13 protein-coding genes are annotated in these 14,955 nt (G+C 70.0%); 11 read left to right on the top strand and 2 right to left on the bottom strand.

Annotated features, from left to right (window positions below; genetic code table 11):
* Positions 1–161: 161 nt before the first annotated feature.
* Both QTN24_RS03015 and QTN24_RS03010 read right to left on the bottom strand, forming a co-directional pair.
* Entirely contained in the window at positions 162–1,349 is a 1,188-nt protein-coding gene (locus tag QTN24_RS03015) for an acetylornithine transaminase (protein ID WP_124683380.1), read from the bottom strand.
* A 261-nt stretch (positions 1,350–1,610) separates the two neighbouring features.
* Complete coding sequence (locus QTN24_RS03010) at positions 1,611–2,666, bottom strand: CDP-6-deoxy-delta-3,4-glucoseen reductase (RefSeq protein WP_313835266.1); 1,056 nt, start codon at positions 2,664–2,666, stop codon at positions 1,611–1,613.
* A gap of 10 nt (positions 2,667–2,676) precedes the next feature.
* Between QTN24_RS03010 and QTN24_RS03005 the strand changes: the two genes are divergently transcribed.
* The 11 genes from QTN24_RS03005 (at position 2,677) to hutG (ending at position 14,953) form a co-directional block, all read left to right on the top strand.
* Entirely contained in the window at positions 2,677–3,708 is a 1,032-nt protein-coding gene (locus QTN24_RS03005) for an NAD-dependent epimerase/dehydratase family protein (protein WP_313835265.1), read from the top strand.
* A 319-nt stretch (positions 3,709–4,027) separates the two neighbouring features.
* Positions 4,028–4,987 (top strand): ABC transporter substrate-binding protein, encoded by a 960-nt coding sequence (locus QTN24_RS03000; protein WP_313835264.1) that lies wholly within the window; start codon positions 4,028–4,030, stop codon positions 4,985–4,987.
* A gap of 13 nt (positions 4,988–5,000) precedes the next feature.
* Positions 5,001–5,861 (top strand): ABC transporter permease, encoded by an 861-nt coding sequence (locus tag QTN24_RS02995; protein WP_313835263.1) that lies wholly within the window; start codon positions 5,001–5,003, stop codon positions 5,859–5,861.
* Positions 5,858–6,637 (top strand): ABC transporter ATP-binding protein, encoded by a 780-nt coding sequence (locus QTN24_RS02990; protein WP_124683385.1) that lies wholly within the window; start codon positions 5,858–5,860, stop codon positions 6,635–6,637. Before QTN24_RS02995 ends, QTN24_RS02990 begins: the two co-directional genes overlap by 4 nt.
* A 23-nt stretch (positions 6,638–6,660) precedes the next feature.
* Positions 6,661–7,440, top strand: coding sequence for a histidine utilization repressor (hutC, locus tag QTN24_RS02985; RefSeq protein WP_124683386.1), 780 nt, complete (start codon positions 6,661–6,663; stop codon positions 7,438–7,440).
* A 105-nt stretch (positions 7,441–7,545) separates the two neighbouring features.
* Entirely contained in the window at positions 7,546–9,108 is a 1,563-nt protein-coding gene (gene hutH / locus QTN24_RS02980; RefSeq protein WP_313835262.1) for a histidine ammonia-lyase, read from the top strand.
* A gap of 34 nt (positions 9,109–9,142) precedes the next feature.
* Entirely contained in the window at positions 9,143–10,846 is a 1,704-nt protein-coding gene (gene hutU, locus QTN24_RS02975) for a urocanate hydratase (protein WP_313835261.1), read from the top strand.
* On the top strand, positions 10,846–11,448 hold the full coding sequence (locus tag QTN24_RS02970) for a HutD family protein (protein WP_313835260.1): 603 nt from the start codon (positions 10,846–10,848) through the stop codon (positions 11,446–11,448). The genes hutU and QTN24_RS02970 overlap by 1 nt, the downstream gene beginning before the upstream one ends.
* Entirely contained in the window at positions 11,445–12,671 is a 1,227-nt protein-coding gene (gene hutI / locus QTN24_RS02965) for an imidazolonepropionase (RefSeq protein WP_313835259.1), read from the top strand. The genes QTN24_RS02970 and hutI overlap by 4 nt, the downstream gene beginning before the upstream one ends.
* Positions 12,668–14,077, top strand: coding sequence for a formimidoylglutamate deiminase (locus QTN24_RS02960; protein ID WP_313835258.1), 1,410 nt, complete (start codon positions 12,668–12,670; stop codon positions 14,075–14,077). Before hutI ends, QTN24_RS02960 begins: the two co-directional genes overlap by 4 nt.
* 54 nt (positions 14,078–14,131) lie before the next feature.
* Complete coding sequence (hutG, locus tag QTN24_RS02955) at positions 14,132–14,953, top strand: N-formylglutamate deformylase (protein ID WP_313835257.1); 822 nt, start codon at positions 14,132–14,134, stop codon at positions 14,951–14,953.
* The last annotated feature ends 2 nt before the right edge of the window (positions 14,954–14,955 follow it).

Genomic DNA, 14,955 nt, shown 5'->3' with positions numbered 1-14,955 from the left:
CAGCCGTCGGTGGGTCTGCTCCCCTCTCCCGCATGCGCGAAAGCGGCCAGGGGAGAGGGCGGGCAGTACAAGCTGCAAGGGCCGTCGGCAAGCACCAAAAAAAACGCCTCGCAACCGCGAGGCGTTTCTCATTGCCGGACCACTCCGGCCGAGGCTCAGGCTCAGCCCAGCTTCTTCAGCAGCTCGCGCAGCATGCCGATCATCTGGTCGATTTCCTCGCGCGTCACGTTCAGGGCCGGCATGAAGCGCAGCAGGTTCGGGCGCGGGGCGTTCAGCAGCAGGCCGGTCGGGTTCATCTCGCGGGCTTCTTCCACGATCTGCGGGCCGATGTCCTTGCCCAGCACCAGCGCGCGCAGCAGGCCCTCGCCGCGCTCGCCGCCCAGGCCGAACTCGGCCGACAGCGCCAGCAGCTGCTCGCGCAGGTAGGCGCCCTTGGCCTTCACGTCGTCCAGGAAGCCCGGCGCGGTCAACTGGGCGATCACCGAGCTGCCGACGGCCGTCATCAGCGGGTTGCCGTTGTAGGTGCCGCCCTGGTCGCCGGCCTCGAAGCTGGCCACGTCGGCCTTGCAGAGCAGGGCCGACAGCGGCACGCCGCCGCCAATGCCCTTGCCCAGCGTCATGATGTCCGGCTCCACGCCCGACAGCTCGTACGCGAACAGCGTGCCGCAGCGGCCACAGCCGGTCTGCACTTCATCGACGATGAACAGCAGCTTGTGCTTGTCGGCCAGCGCGCGCAGGCCCTGCATGAACTCGCGGCTGGCCGGGATCACGCCGCCTTCGCCCTGCACCGGCTCCAGCATGATGCCGACGGTCTTGTCGGTGATCAGCTTTTCCACCGATGCCAGGTTGTTCAGCTCGGCCTTCGGAAAGCCCGGCACCTGCGGCGCGAAGATGGTGTCCCAGCCGGCCTTGCCCGACGCGCTCATCGTCGCCAGCGTGCGGCCGTGGAAACTGTGGTCCATCGTGATGATCTCGAACGCGCCGTTCTTGTGCTTGCGGCCCCATTTGCGCGCCAGCTTGATCGCGCCCTCGTTGGCCTCGGCGCCGCTGTTGGCAAAGAAGACCTTGTCGAAGCAGCTGTTGTCGGTCAGCTGGCGGGCCAGCTTCAGCATCGGCTCGTTGTAGAACGCCGGGCTGGGGTTCAGCAGCTTGCGCGCCTGCTGCTCCAGCGCCTGGATCATGCCCTCGTTCGAGTGGCCCAGCGCGTTGACGGCCCAGCCTTGCACGAAGTCCAGGTATCGCTTGCCGTTATGGTCCGTCAGCCACGATCCCTTGCCTTCCGTGAAGACCAGTTCGGGGCGGTTGGTGATGTACATCAGCGATTGGACGGGATACTCGGCAAATGCCATGGCGGACTCCTGGGGTCGGCATGAAACGATGGACGGACAAAAGCAAAAAGCCACGGGGGATGCCCGTGGCTTGTTGACCTGAACAGACGCTGTCGACGGTCAGCCGCGCGGCACCCCGGAGGGGAGCAACGTACGAGCGCGGCGTCGGAGGATGGCGGTGTTCATGGCGGCCAATATAAGACGCATGCGTCCGGGTGTCAAAGCGAAATTTGGCAGACCCGGGTGGCATTGTTGTGTCGGCGGAACGGCCCGGCCCGCGCGTCAGGCGGCCCCGGCCGGGTGCAGGTCGGCCTCGGACGTGAACGAATCGGCAAAGAACGCGTCCTCGTGCAGCCGGCACTGGGCCGTGAAATCGGCCCGGGCGGCGTTGACCATGACCGGGGCGCCGCAGGCGTAGACCTCGTGGCCGGACAGGTCCGGATGGTCGGCGATCACGGCCTGGTGGACAAAGCCCGTGCGGCCGGTCCAGTTGTCTTCCGGCCGGGCGTCGGACACCACGGGCACGTAGCGGAAGTTCGGCAGGTCGCGCGCCCACTGCTCGCACAGCGCGTGCATGTACAGGTCCTGCGGGCGGCGGCCGCCCCAGTACAGCGTCATCGGTCGCGTGATGCCGGTGTAGGCGGCGTGCTCGACGATGGCCTTGATCGGCGCGAAGCCGGTGCCCGACGCCAGCAGGATGATCGGGCTGTCCGATTCCTCGCGCAGGAAGAAGCTGCCCAGCGGGCCTTCGAAGCGCAGGATGTCGCGCTCCTTCATCGCCGGCATGCCTTCCTTGGCGCCGAACACGTAGTCGGTGAACGCGCCGCCGGGCATGTGGCGGATGTGCAGTTCGATCGGGCCTTCCTCGTGCGGCGGCGTGGCAATCGAGTAGCTGCGCCGCTTGCCGTCGCGCAGCAGGAATTCCACGTACTGGCCGGCCAGGAACTGCATGCGCTCGGTGGCCGGCAACTGGAGCTTGATCGCGATCACGTCATCGGCCAGCCGTTCCATGGTACTGACGCGGCACGGGATCTTCTTGATGGGGATGTCGCCGGCGCCATGCACCTCGCGGCATTCGATCGTGATGTCGGACGTGGCGTTGGCGCAGCAGAACAGCGCGCGGCCCTCGGTCTTTTCCTGCGCCGTCAGTGCCGAGGCAGCGTGGTCGCCCTGCTGGATCGTGCCTTCGACGACACGGCCCTTGCAGGACCCGCAGGCGCCGTTCTTGCAGCCGTAGGGCAGGCCGATGCTATGGCGCAGCGCGGCGCCCAGGATGGTTTCGTCGGCGGCCACTTCGAACTTGTGGCCACTCGGCATGACGGTAACTTGATAAGCCATAATCGGGTCTATGAACCAAATTCTGTCGCCGCAAGCGGCGTTGTCTTCCCCTCGGGGCGTCCGGCGTCGTCGGCTCGGCCGGCCGCGCCTGCTGATCGTGGGCTGCGGCGACGTGGGCACCCGCATCCTGCGGGAGCTGGCCACGCGCATGCGCGTGTTCGCCGTCACGTCGCAACCGGCCCGGCGGGCCGAGCTGCGCGCGGCCGGCGCGGTGCCGCTGGTGGCGGACCTGGATCGTCCCGCCACGCTGGCGCGGCTGTCGCGCCTGGCGGACCGGGTCATCAACCTGGCGCCGCCGCCCGGCCTGGGCGAGGGCGATCCGCGCACACGGGCCTTGCTGGCCGCCCTGCGGCGCACCGCGTGGCGCCGGGCGCGCACTGCACGCTTCGGCCCCGGCCCCGGCGAGGCCGCCATTCTACCCGAGCGGGGCTGGCACCGCGCGTTCGAAGCGTCCGCGCGCCATCGGGCCAACGGGGCCTTCGTCTACGCCAGCACGACCGGCGTCTACGGCGACCGCGGCGGCGCCCGCGTGCAGGAATTCCACGCGGTACGCCCGCAGACCGCCCGCGCGCGCCGGCGCGTGGCGGCGGAGTCGGCGGTGCGCGCGTTCGGCCGCGACGCCGGCTGGCGCGCCAGCATCGTCCGCATCCCGGGTATCTATGCCGACGACCGCCTGCCCGTGGCGCGGCTGCACAAGCGCACCCCGGCGCTGGCGCCGCAGGACGACGTCTACACCAGCCACATCCACGCCGACGACCTCGCGCGCGCGATGATCGCCGCGCTCTGGCGCGGCCGGCCCCAGCGGGTGGTCCACGCCAGCGACGACACCGAACTGCGCATGGCCGACTATTTCGACCTCGTGGCCGACCGCAAGGGGCTGCCCCGCCCGCCCCGCATCAGCCGGCAGCAGGCCCGCGAGACCATCGATCCCACGCTGCTGAGCTTCATGAGCGAATCCCGCCGGCTGGACAACCGCCGGCTGAAGCGCGAGCTGCGGCTCAGGCTGCGGTATCCGACCGTGGCGGCGTTCTTCGATCGCTGAGCGGCGCCCGCTGGCTGGTTTGCTCCCCAGGCACGACACTTGCCACGCTTCCGTCACGCCACCCTGTCTATACAGCCACGGTGCGCCGGACGGATGTCCATGCTTCCACCCGGTGCACCGCCACCCGCTGATGCACCCAGAAAGGGCGCCAGCACCCGCATAGCGGACGATGCACTTTGCCGGCGCCCGGGGTAAACACCGGGTTGGTCTTGTATATACAGGTTTGCTAGAGTGCCCGTCAGGCCGAGCGCGGACACAGCGCCGCCTGGTCCAGGAGACGGGACCCACATCCAGAAAAGACCCAACGGGAGCCGACAGCATGAAGCTGCACCGCCGCGCCGCATTGACCCTTTCCGCCTTGGCATTCGCCACGCTGGCCGCCGCCCCGGCCCAGGCCCAGAACACGCCGGTTGCCATCGGCATGAGCGGCTGGACCGGCTTCGCGCCGCTGTCGCTGGCCGACAAGGCCGGCATCTTCAAGAAGCACGGGGTGGACGTGGAGATCAAGATGATCCCGCAGAAGGACCGGCACCTGGCGCTGGCCTCGGGCGCGATCCAGTGCGCGGCGACCACGGTCGAGACGCACGTGGCGTGGAATGCCAATGGCGTGCCGATTACGCAGATCGTCCAGCTCGACAAGTCGTACGGCGCCGACGGCCTGGCCGTGCGCGGCGACGTGAAGTCGTTTGCCGACCTCAAGGGCAAGACCATCGGCGTCGATGCGCCGGGTACCGCGCCGTACTTCGGCCTGGCGTGGATGCTGAAGAAGAACGGCATGACGCTGAAGGACGTCAAGCTGACCACGCTGTCGCCGCAGGCCGCCGCGCAGGCGTTCGTGGCCGGCCAGAACGACGCGGCGATGACCTACGAGCCGTACCTGTCCACGGTGCGCGCCAACCCGGACAAGGGCCGCATCCTGGCCACCACGCTCGACTATCCGATGGTGACCGATACGCTGGGCTGCGCGCCCAAGTGGCTCAAGGACAATCCCAAGGCCGCGCAGGCGCTGGTCGACAGCTACTTCGAGGCGCTGGAGCTGATCCGCAAGGAGCCGGAAAAATCCAACGAGATCATGGGCGCGGCGGTCAAGCAGACCGGCGAGCAGTTTGCCAAATCGTCGTCGTACCTGCGCTGGCAGGACAAGGCGGCGAACCAGAAATTCTTCTCGGGCGAGCTGGCCAGCTTCAGCAAGGAAGCGGCCGACGTGCTCAAGGACATCGGCGTGATCCGCCAGGTGCCCGACGTGACGGCGCTCTATGACGCCCGGTTCCTCAAGTAAGCGGGAGGCCACGATGTCGCAAGCCTCCACCACGCAGGCGCCCGCGCCCATCGTCGCCGCGGCGGCCGACTGCGCGCCGCGCGCCCGCCATCCGTGGCTGTCGCCGCTGGTGCCCGTGTCGTCGCGGGCCCGCTGGATGCTCGGCCTGTCGTTCTTCGTGCTGTTCCTTGGCGTCTGGGCGGCCGCCACGCTGGGCGGATTCGTGTCGCGCACGTTCCTGGCCGATCCGCTGACGATGGCCAACGAAGGCTGGCTGCTGTTCACGCAGTACGGCTTCATCGGCGACATCGGCATGACGGTCTGGCGCGTGGTGGGCGGCTTCGTGCTGGCGGCCGTGCTGGCCGTGCCGCTGGGCATCCTGATGGGGTCGTACAAGGCGGCCGAGGCGTTTTTCGAGCCGTTCGTGTCGTTCTGCCGCTACCTGCCGGCATCGGCGTTCATCCCGCTGCTGATCCTCTGGGCCGGCATCGGCGAGACGCAGAAGCTGCTGGTCATCTTCATCGGCTCGTTCTTCCAGATCGTGCTGATGGTGGCGGTGACCGTGGGCGGCGCGCGCAAGGACCTGGTGGAGGCGGCCTACACGCTGGGCGCCACGCCGCGCGGCATCGTCCGGCGCGTGCTGATTCCGGGCGCGGCGCCCGAGATTGCCGAGACGCTGCGGCTGGTGCTGGGCTGGGCCTGGACCTACGTGATCGTGGCGGAGCTGATCGGCTCGTCGTCGGGCATCGGCCACATGATCACCGACAGCCAGGCGCTGCTGAACACTGGCCAGATCATCTTCGGCATCATCGTGATCGGCTGCATCGGGCTGGTGTCCGACCTTGTCTTCAAGCTGGCCAACCAGCGCCTGTTCCCGTGGAGTTCGATCAAATGAGCGCGCTGTCGATCCAGCAGGTTTCTCGTACTTTCGCCAATCCGAACGGGGGCAGCACGCAGGCGCTGCTGCCGGTGGACTTCGAGGTGCGCGACAACGATTTCGTGACGATCCTGGGTCCGTCGGGCTGCGGCAAGTCCACGCTGCTGCGCATCGTGGCCGGGCTCGATGCGCCCAGCGGCGGCCGGGTGCTGCTGGACGGCCAGCCCGTGGCCGGCCCCGGCGCCGACCGCGGCATGGTGTTCCAGTCGTACACGCTGTTTCCGTGGCTGACCATCGAGCAGAACGTCCGCTTTGGCCTGCGCGAGCGCGGCATGAGCCTGGCCGAGCAGAAGGAGCGTAGCGATTTCTTTATTTCGCGCGTCGGGCTGCGCGGTTTCGAGCAGCACTATCCGAAGCAGTTGTCGGGCGGCATGCAGCAGCGCACGGCAATTGCGCGCGCGCTGGCCAACGACCCGAAGATCCTGCTGCTCGACGAGCCGTTCGGCGCGCTGGACAACCAGACGCGCGTGCTGATGCAGGAGCTGCTGCTGGGCATCTGGGAATCGCACCGCAAGACGGTACTATTCGTCACGCACGATATCGACGAGGCCATCTTCATGGCCAACCGCGTGGCGGTCTTTTCCGCGCGGCCCGGTCGGATCAAGAGCGAGATCGCGGTGGATTTTCCCCATCCGCGCCATTACACGATCAAGACGTCGCCCGAGTTCTCCGTGCTCAAGGCACGGCTCACCGAGGAGATTCGCGCCGAGGCCATGGCTTCGGCCGAACACTGACCGGGCAGCCCGCAGACCCATCCATGAATTCGTCCGCCCATCCGGCAGCCCACCCCGCGGCGCCCGCCCCCGCCTCCAACGCCCCGGCCGCGCTGTACCAGCAGGTCAAGGAATACATCGCGCGCCAGATCCAGAGCGGCGCGTGGCAGCCGGGCGACCGCGTGCCGTCCGAGCAGGAGCTGGTGAACCGGTTCTCGGTGTCGCGCATGACGGTCAACCGTGCGCTGCGCGAGCTGTCGGAGCAGGGCAGGGTGGTGCGCGTGGCCGGCGTGGGCACGTTCGTGGCCGAGCACAAGCCGCAGTCCACGCTGCTGTCGGTGGTCAACCTGCAGGACGAGATCCGCATGCGCGGGCACGACTATGCGTGCGACGTGATCCTGGTGGAGCGCGTGTCCGCGTCGATCGAGGTGGCCGCCGCGCTGGAGCTGCGCACCGGCGAATCGGTCTACCACTCGATCTGCATTCACCGCGAGGACGGCGTGCCGGTGCAGCTGGAAGACCGCTACGTGAACCCGCGCGTGGCGCCCGATTTCATCACGCAGGACTTTGCCGATACCCAGCCCGGCGAATACCTGCTGCGCAACGTGCCGTACGACCAGGTCGAGCATGTGGTCGACGCCATCGCCGCCACGCCCGAGCAGGCCGCGCAGCTGGAAATGCCGCCCACCCAGCCGTGCCTGCTGCTGACGCGCCGCACGTGGACCAGTGGCGTACCGGTCACGTTCGTGCGATGCCTGCATCCCGGCAACCGGTACCGGCTGGGCAGCCGCTTTCGCGCCGACGGCAATCCCGCCTTCGGCTAGGACAAGAAGCCCGAGGGCCGGCCAGAAACCGGTCCACGGGTTTATTTTTCGACTAACCTGTATAGACAGGCTCATACAACAAGCCACTACCCGAGGCGCCGCAACATGACCGCAGATTCCCGCCCCCTCCTGACCCTGAACCCCGGCCACGTGACGCTGGACGACCTGCGCCGCATCCATCGTGGCGAAGTGCGCCTGGCGATGGCCGACGCCGCCTGGGCCGGCGTGCGCGCCGCGCAGGCCACCGTGCAGGACATCATCGACGCCGACGCCGTGGTCTACGGCATCAACACCGGCTTCGGCAAGCTGGCCCAGTCGCGCATCGCGCACGACAAGCTGGCTGAGCTACAGCGCAACCTGGTGCTGTCGCACAGCGTGGGCACCGGCCCCGACCTGGCGCCGGACACCGTGCGGCTGATCCTGGCGATCAAGGCCGTGAGCCTGGCGCGCGGCCATTCGGGCGTGCGTCCCGAACTGATCGAGGCGCTGCTGGCGCTGGCCAACCACGGCGTCACGCCGTGCATCCCGGCCAAGGGGTCGGTCGGCGCGTCGGGCGATCTGGCGCCGCTGGCGCATATGTCGTGCACGCTGATCGGCGTGGGCGACGTGCTGGTCGATGGCCGCCGCGTGCCGGCCGCGCAGGGGCTGGAACACGCGGGGCTGCGGCCGTTCACGCTGGGGCCCAAGGAAGGGCTGGCGCTGCTCAACGGCACCCAGGTGTCCACCGCGCTGGCGCTGGCTGGCCTGTTCGCGGCCGAGGACACCTTCGCCGCCGGGCTGGTGGCCGGCGCGCTGTCGCTGGAAGCCATCAAGGGCTCGGTCAAGCCGTTCGACGCCCGCATCCACGCGGCGCGCGGCCAGGCCGGCCAGATCGCCGTGGCCGGCGCCGTGCGTGCGATGCTGGACGGCAGCGACATCGTCGACTCCCACAAGACCTGCGGCCGCGTGCAGGACCCGTATTCGATCCGCTGCCAGCCGCAGGTGATGGGTGCCTGCCTGGACAACCTCGCGCACGCCGCCCGCATCCTGCGCATCGAGGCCAACGCCGCGTCGGACAACCCGCTGGTCTTCTCCGAGCAGGGCGACGTGGTGTCGGGCGGCAACTTCCACGCGGAGCCGGTGGCCTTCGCGGCCGACATCCTGGCGCTGGCCATCGCCGAAATCGGCGCGATCTCCGAGCGCCGGCTGGCGCTGCTGCTCGATACGGGCCTGTCCGGCCTGCCGCCGTTCCTGGTGCGCGATGGCGGCCTGAACTCGGGCTTCATGATCGCGCAGGTCACGGCGGCGGCGCTGGCGTCGGAAAACAAGTCGCTGGCGCACCCGTCCAGCGTCGACAGCCTGCCCACGTCGGCCAACCAGGAAGACCACGTGTCGATGGCCACCTACGGCGCCCGCCGCCTGGGCGACATGGCCGCCAACACGGCCGTGATCGTCGGCATCGAGGCCATGGCGGCCGCGCAGGGCATCGAATTCCACCGCCCGCTCAAGTCGTCGCCGCTGGTGGAGCAGGAACTGGCCCGCATCCGCAGCCGCGTGGCGTTTGTCGAGCAGGACCGCTACCTGGCGCCCGACATCGAGGCGATGAAGCAGTGGGTGGTACAGGGCGACGCCGGCGCCGGCTGGCCCCCCGCCGTCCGCGACATCCTGCCCACCAACGCCGCAGCCTGACATCCGAACCCCTTCGCAGAGACACGAGACCGCCATGAACGCCAACGAACGCCAATTCACCGACACCGCGCGCGGCCAGCGCGAGATCCGCGCCCCGCGCGGCAGCAAGCTCCACTGCAAGAACTGGCTGATCGAGGCCGCGTACCGCATGATCCAGAACAACCTCGACCCCGACGTGGCCGAGCGCCCGCAGGACCTGGTGGTCTACGGCGGCATCGGCAAGGCCGCGCGCAACTGGGAATGCTTCGACGCCATCCTGGACAGCCTGCGCCGGCTGGGGGAGGACGAATCGCTGCTGGTGCAGTCGGGCAAGCCGGTGGGCGTGTTCCGCACCCATGCCGACGCCCCGCGCGTGCTGATCGCCAACTCCAACCTCGTGCCGCACTGGGCCACCTGGGACAAGTTCAACGAACTGGACCGCGCCGGGCTGATGATGTTCGGCCAGATGACGGCCGGCTCGTGGATCTACATCGGCACGCAGGGCATCGTGCAGGGCACGTTCGAGACGTTCGTCGAGGCCGGCAACCAGCACTATGGCGGCGACCTGACCGGCAAGTGGATCCTGACCGCCGGGCTGGGCGGCATGGGCGGCGCGCAGCCGCTGGCCGGCGTGCTGGCCGGCGCGTGCGTGCTGGCGATCGAGTGCCAGGAGTCGCGCATCGACTTCCGCATCCGCACGCGCTACCTGGACAAGAAGGCCACCACGCTCGACGAGGCGCTGGCGATGATCGAGTCGGCCACCCGGCAGGGCCAGGCCATCTCGGTGGGCCTGCTCGGCAACGCGGCCGAGATCGTCCCGGAACTGGCGCGCCGGGCGCAGGCCGGTGGCATGCGGCCGGACATCGTGACCGACCAGACGTCGGCGCACGACGTCATCAACGGCTACCTGCCCGAAGGCTGGACTGTCGCGCAGTGGGAAGACCTGCGCGTGCGCGACCCGAAGGCCGTCGAGGCCGCCGCGCGCCAGTCCATCGTCAAGCACGTGCAGGCGATGCTGGCCTTCCAGCAGATGGGCGTGCCGACCGTTGACTACGGCAACAACATCCGCCAGGTGGCGTTCGAGGAAGGCGTGCAGAACGCGTTCGACTTCCCCGGCTTCGTGCCGGCCTATATCCGCCCGCTGTTCTGCCGTGGCAAGGGGCCGTTCCGCTGGGTGGCGCTGTCGGGCGACCCCGAGGACATCTACAAGACCGACGCCAGGATGAAGGAGCTGTTCCCGGACGACAAGCCGCTGCACCGCTGGCTGGACATGGCGCGCGACCGCATCGCGTTCCAGGGCCTGCCGTCGCGCATCTGCTGGGTGGGGCTGGACGAGCGCCACCGCGCCGGGCTGGCGTTCAACGAGATGGTGCGCAACGGCGAACTGAAGGCGCCGGTCGTGATCGGGCGCGACCACCTGGACTGCGGCTCGGTGGCGTCGCCGAACCGGGAGACCGAGGCGATGCGCGATGGGTCCGACGCGGTGTCCGACTGGCCGCTGCTCAACGCGCTGCTGAACACGGCCGGCGGCGCCACGTGGGTCAGCCTGCATCACGGCGGCGGCGTGGGCATGGGGTTCTCGCAGCACGCCGGCGTGGTCATCGTCTGCGACGGCACCGAGGCCGCCGACCGCCGCATCGCACGCGTGCTCTGGAACGACCCGGCCACGGGCGTGATGCGCCATGCCGACGCGGGCTACGACATCGCCATCGCCTGCGCGCAGGAAAAGGGCCTGAACCTGCCGATGGTGAACCGCTGATGCGCGCCACGCCGTTCACGCTGGACGCCATCGCGCCCACGCCGTGGAAGAACGGCGGCGGCAGCACGCGCGAGATTGCCGTGTGGCCGCCCGGCGCGGGCATGGACACCTTCGACTGGCGGATCAGCGTGGCCGACATCGCCACGGACGGCCCGTTCTCGGCCTTTCCGGGCATCGACCGCCAGATCGTGCTGATGGAAGGCGCGGGCGTGCACCTGCAGGCGCACGACGACTCGTTCTGCCACAAGCTCGTGCGCGTGGGCGAGCCGTTCGCGTTCTCCGGCGACACGGCCGTGCACGCCACGCTGGTGGACGGCCCCACGCGCGACTTCAACGTGATGACCCGGCGCGGCACCTGTCGCGCCGACCTATCGACGATGCATGCGCCATTCACGACCGGTTCGGCCGATGGGGCCGATGGCGCCGATGCCACCGTGCTGCTGCTGGCGTTGCGCGGCGCGTGGCAGGCCGGCGACGGCCAGCGGCTGGCGGCCGGCGCGGGCATGCTGGTGCCGGCCGGCCTGCCGGCCATCGCCTGGCAACCGGCCGAACCTTCCGCGCTGTGCCTGCGCGTGACCTTGCTTGGGGAGCGGGACCGATGAACATCCACGACGCGCCGTCCGCCGACGGCGTCTGGCATCACTGCCACCTGCTGCCCGACGGCGACCCGGACCGCGCGATCCGCGACGGCGCGCTGGTCGTCGAGCATGGCCGGGTGGCCTGGGTCGGCGCGCACGCCGCGCTGCCGGGCGACTTTGCGCACCTGGACCGCCACGACGCCGGCGGGGCGTGGATCACGCCTGGGCTGGTCGATTGCCACACGCACCTGGTCTACGGTGGCCAGCGGGCCGACGAGTTCGCGATGCGGCTGGCCGGCGCCAGCTACGAGGACATCGCGCGCGCCGGCGGCGGCATCGTGTCCACCGTGCGCGCCACGCGCGAGGCCGACGAGGCCACGCTGCTCGCGCAGTCGGCCGTGCGGCTGCAGGCGCTGCTGGCCGAGGGCGTGACGGCCATCGAGATCAAGTCCGGCTACGGGCTGTCGCTGGACGCCGAGCGCAAGCAGTTGCGCGTAGCGCGGCAACTGGGCGAAGCGTTCGGCGTGACCGTCCACACCACGTTCTTGGGCGCCCACGCGCTGCCGCCCGAGTACGCGGGGCGCGCCGACGACTATATCGACCTGGTCTGCGGCACGATGCTGCCGGCGCTGGCCGAAGAGGGGCTGGTTGACGCGGTGGATGCGTTTTGCGAGGGCATCGGCTTCTCGCCGGCGCAGACCGCGCGCGTGTTCGACGCCGCCGCGCGCCACGGGCTGCCGGTCAAGGTCCATGCCGAACAGCTGAGCAACCTGGGCGGCGCGGCGCTGGCCGCGCGGCACCGCGCGCTGTCGGCCGACCATCTCGAACACCTGGACGAAGCCGGCGTGGCCGCGATGGCCCAGGCCGGCACCGTGGCCGTGCTGCTGCCCGGCGCCTACTACTTCCTGCGCGACACGCACCTGCCGCCGCTGGCGCTGCTGCGCCAGTACGGCGTGCCGGTCGCCATCTCGACCGACCACAACCCGGGCACGTCGCCCACCACGTCGCTGCTGCTGATGATGAACATGGCCTGCACGCTGTTCCGCATGACCGTGCCGGAGGTACTGGCCGGCGTCACCACGCACGCCGCGCGTGCGCTGGGCGCGGCCGACCGGCATGGCTGCCTGGCCCCCGGCCGCGCCGCCGACTTTGCGCTCTGGCGCGTGGCATCGCCGGCGGAACTCGCGTACTGGTTCGGCCGCAATCCGTGTGCCGGCGTGGTGCGGCGGGGCAGGGTGTTCCGATGAACGCCGGCCAACTGTTCGCGCGCGACGCGCTGCTGCCCGATGGCTGGGCCCGCGACGTGCTGCTGGGATGGGATGCGCAGGGCGCGTTCACCAGCGTGATGGCCGGCGCCGCGCCCGCGCCCGGCGTGCCGCAGGCGGCGGGGCCAGTGCTGCCGGGCATGCCGAACCTGCACTCGCATGCGTTCCAGCGCGGATTTGCCGGGCTGACCGAGTACCGCACCGTGTCGCCCGACGGCGACGATCCGGCCGGCGCCGATTCGTTCTGGAGCTGGCGCACGCTGATGTACCGCTTTGCGCTGCGCGTGGGGCCCGATGCGCTGGAAGCCATCGCCACGCAGCTCTATATCGAAATGCTGCGCGCGGGCTATACCAGCGTCTGCGAATTCCACTACGTCCACCATGATCCGGACGGCCGGCCCTATGCCGACCGGGCCGAAATGTCGCTGCGGCTGCTGCGCGCCGCGCAGGCCGCCGGCATCGGCATGACGCTGCTGCCGGTGCTGTACCAGACCGCCGGCTTTGGCGAGCAGCCCGCGCAGGCCGACCAGCGCCGCTTTCTGCACGATACCGATGCCATGCTGGCGCTGCTGGAACGGCTGGCGCCGCACTGCGCCGCCTATGGCGCGCGGCTGGGGCTGGCGCCGCATTCGCTGCGCGCGGTGCCGCCGCGCAGCCTGGCGCAGGCGGTGGCCGCGCTGCACGCAATGGACGCCACGGCGCCGGTGCATATCCACATCGCCGAGCAGCAGAAGGAGGTGGACGACTGCCTGGCGGCCACCGGCGTGCGGCCCGTGCAATGGCTGCTCGACCATGCGTCCGTGGACGCGCGCTGGTGCCTGGTGCACGCCACGCACATGGACTGGGACGAGCGGCGCCGGCTGGCGCGCAGCGGCGCGGTGGCCGGCATCTGCCCGACCACCGAGGCCAACCTGGGCGATGGCGTGTTCGACGCCGCGCCGTACCTGGCGCAGCAGGGCGCGTGGGGCATCGGCTCGGACAGCCATGCCAGCGTCAGCGTGGCCGAGGAACTGCGCACGTTCGAATACGGCCAGCGGCTGGGCCTGCAGCGCCGCAACGTGCTGGCGTCGGCCGCGCACCCGCAGGTGGCGGACCGGCTGTGGCTGGAAGCGGTGTCCGGCGGCGCGCAGGCCGCGGCGCGGCCGGTGGCCGGGCTGGCGGCAGGCCAGCGTGCCGACTTCATCGTGCTGGACGGCCAGCACCCGACGCTGGCCGGGCTGGATGGCACCCAGGCGCTGGCGACCCACGTGTTCGCCAGCCACGGGCATGAGACACTAGCGGAAGTCCGCACGGGCGGCACGTGCCGCGTGCAGCACGGCGTGCATCGGGATCAGGCCGATGCCGGCCGGTTGTTCGCCGAGGCGCGCGCCCGTCTGCTGGCGGACTGACGCGCCGCCGGCCCGTCCTCGTTACAAAAGCCTCAGAGACACAAAGCCCCCACGATGTCCTCCTCCTTCCGCACCGATACTCCCGCCTTCACGCTGCATCGCGGCACGCGCCCGCTGCTGGTGTCGATGCCGCACGTCGGCACCCACGTACCCGCCGGGCTGGCCGCGCGCCTGACGCCCGAGGCCCGCTCCGTGCCCGACACCGACTGGCACATGGACCGCCTGTACGACTTTGCGCGCGACCTGGGCGCGTCGATCCTGATGGCCACGCATTCGCGCTACGTCGTCGACCTGAACCGCCCGCCCGACAACGCCAACCTGTACCCCGGCCAGGACACCACGGGCCTGTGCCCGGTGGACACGTTCGACAAGACGCCGGTCTACGCCGACGGCGCGCCCGGCCCCGACGACGCCGAGATCGCGCTGCGCCGCGACGCGATCTGGCATCCGTACCACAACGCGCTGCAGGCCGAACTGCAGCGCCTGCGCGACGCCCACGGCACGATCGCACTTTGGGACGCCCACTCGATCCGCTCGGTGCTGCCGCGCTTCTTCGAAGGCAAGCTGACCGACTTCAACCTGGGCACCGCCGACGGCAAGAGTTGCGACCCCGAACTGGCCGCCAGCCTGTTCGACATCGCCAGCGCCGTGCCCAACCATACGGCGGCGCTGAACGGCCGCTTCAAGGGCGGCTACATCACGCGCCAGTACGGCAACCCGGCCGCCGGCGTGCACGCCGTGCAGCTGGAGCAGACGCAATCGTCGTACATGGAAGAGGTCTACCCGTTCGCGTACGACGAAGCCAGGGCCGCCAACATCCGCCCGGCCATCCGGCAGATGCTGGAGACGGTGCTGGCGTTCGTCGAGGCGCGCTGAGC

Source organism: Cupriavidus sp. SZY C1 (assembly GCF_032190535.1).
GTDB lineage: Bacteria > Pseudomonadota > Gammaproteobacteria > Burkholderiales > Burkholderiaceae > Cupriavidus > Cupriavidus pauculus_C.
This window is presented reverse-complemented; position numbering and strand designations above follow the sequence as displayed.

What these genes read in the sequence shown, in the direction of transcription:
- QTN24_RS03015 (WP_124683380.1), bottom strand. Translation starts at nt 1,349, where the DNA reads ATGGCATTTGCCGAGTATCCCGTCCAATCGCTGATGTACATCACCAAC.
- QTN24_RS03010 (WP_313835266.1), bottom strand. Translation starts at nt 2,666, where the DNA reads ATGGCTTATCAAGTTACCGTCATGCCGAGTGGCCACAAGTTCGAAGTG.
- QTN24_RS03005 (WP_313835265.1), top strand. Translation starts at nt 2,677, where the DNA reads ATGAACCAAATTCTGTCGCCGCAAGCGGCGTTGTCTTCCCCTCGGGGC.
- QTN24_RS03000 (WP_313835264.1), top strand. Translation starts at nt 4,028, where the DNA reads ATGAAGCTGCACCGCCGCGCCGCATTGACCCTTTCCGCCTTGGCATTC.
- QTN24_RS02995 (WP_313835263.1), top strand. Translation starts at nt 5,001, where the DNA reads ATGTCGCAAGCCTCCACCACGCAGGCGCCCGCGCCCATCGTCGCCGCG.
- QTN24_RS02990 (WP_124683385.1), top strand. Translation starts at nt 5,858, where the DNA reads ATGAGCGCGCTGTCGATCCAGCAGGTTTCTCGTACTTTCGCCAATCCG.
- hutC (WP_124683386.1), top strand. Translation starts at nt 6,661, where the DNA reads ATGAATTCGTCCGCCCATCCGGCAGCCCACCCCGCGGCGCCCGCCCCC.
- hutH (WP_313835262.1), top strand. Translation starts at nt 7,546, where the DNA reads ATGACCGCAGATTCCCGCCCCCTCCTGACCCTGAACCCCGGCCACGTG.
- hutU (WP_313835261.1), top strand. Translation starts at nt 9,143, where the DNA reads ATGAACGCCAACGAACGCCAATTCACCGACACCGCGCGCGGCCAGCGC.
- QTN24_RS02970 (WP_313835260.1), top strand. Translation starts at nt 10,846, where the DNA reads ATGCGCGCCACGCCGTTCACGCTGGACGCCATCGCGCCCACGCCGTGG.
- hutI (WP_313835259.1), top strand. Translation starts at nt 11,445, where the DNA reads ATGAACATCCACGACGCGCCGTCCGCCGACGGCGTCTGGCATCACTGC.
- QTN24_RS02960 (WP_313835258.1), top strand. Translation starts at nt 12,668, where the DNA reads ATGAACGCCGGCCAACTGTTCGCGCGCGACGCGCTGCTGCCCGATGGC.
- hutG (WP_313835257.1), top strand. Translation starts at nt 14,132, where the DNA reads ATGTCCTCCTCCTTCCGCACCGATACTCCCGCCTTCACGCTGCATCGC.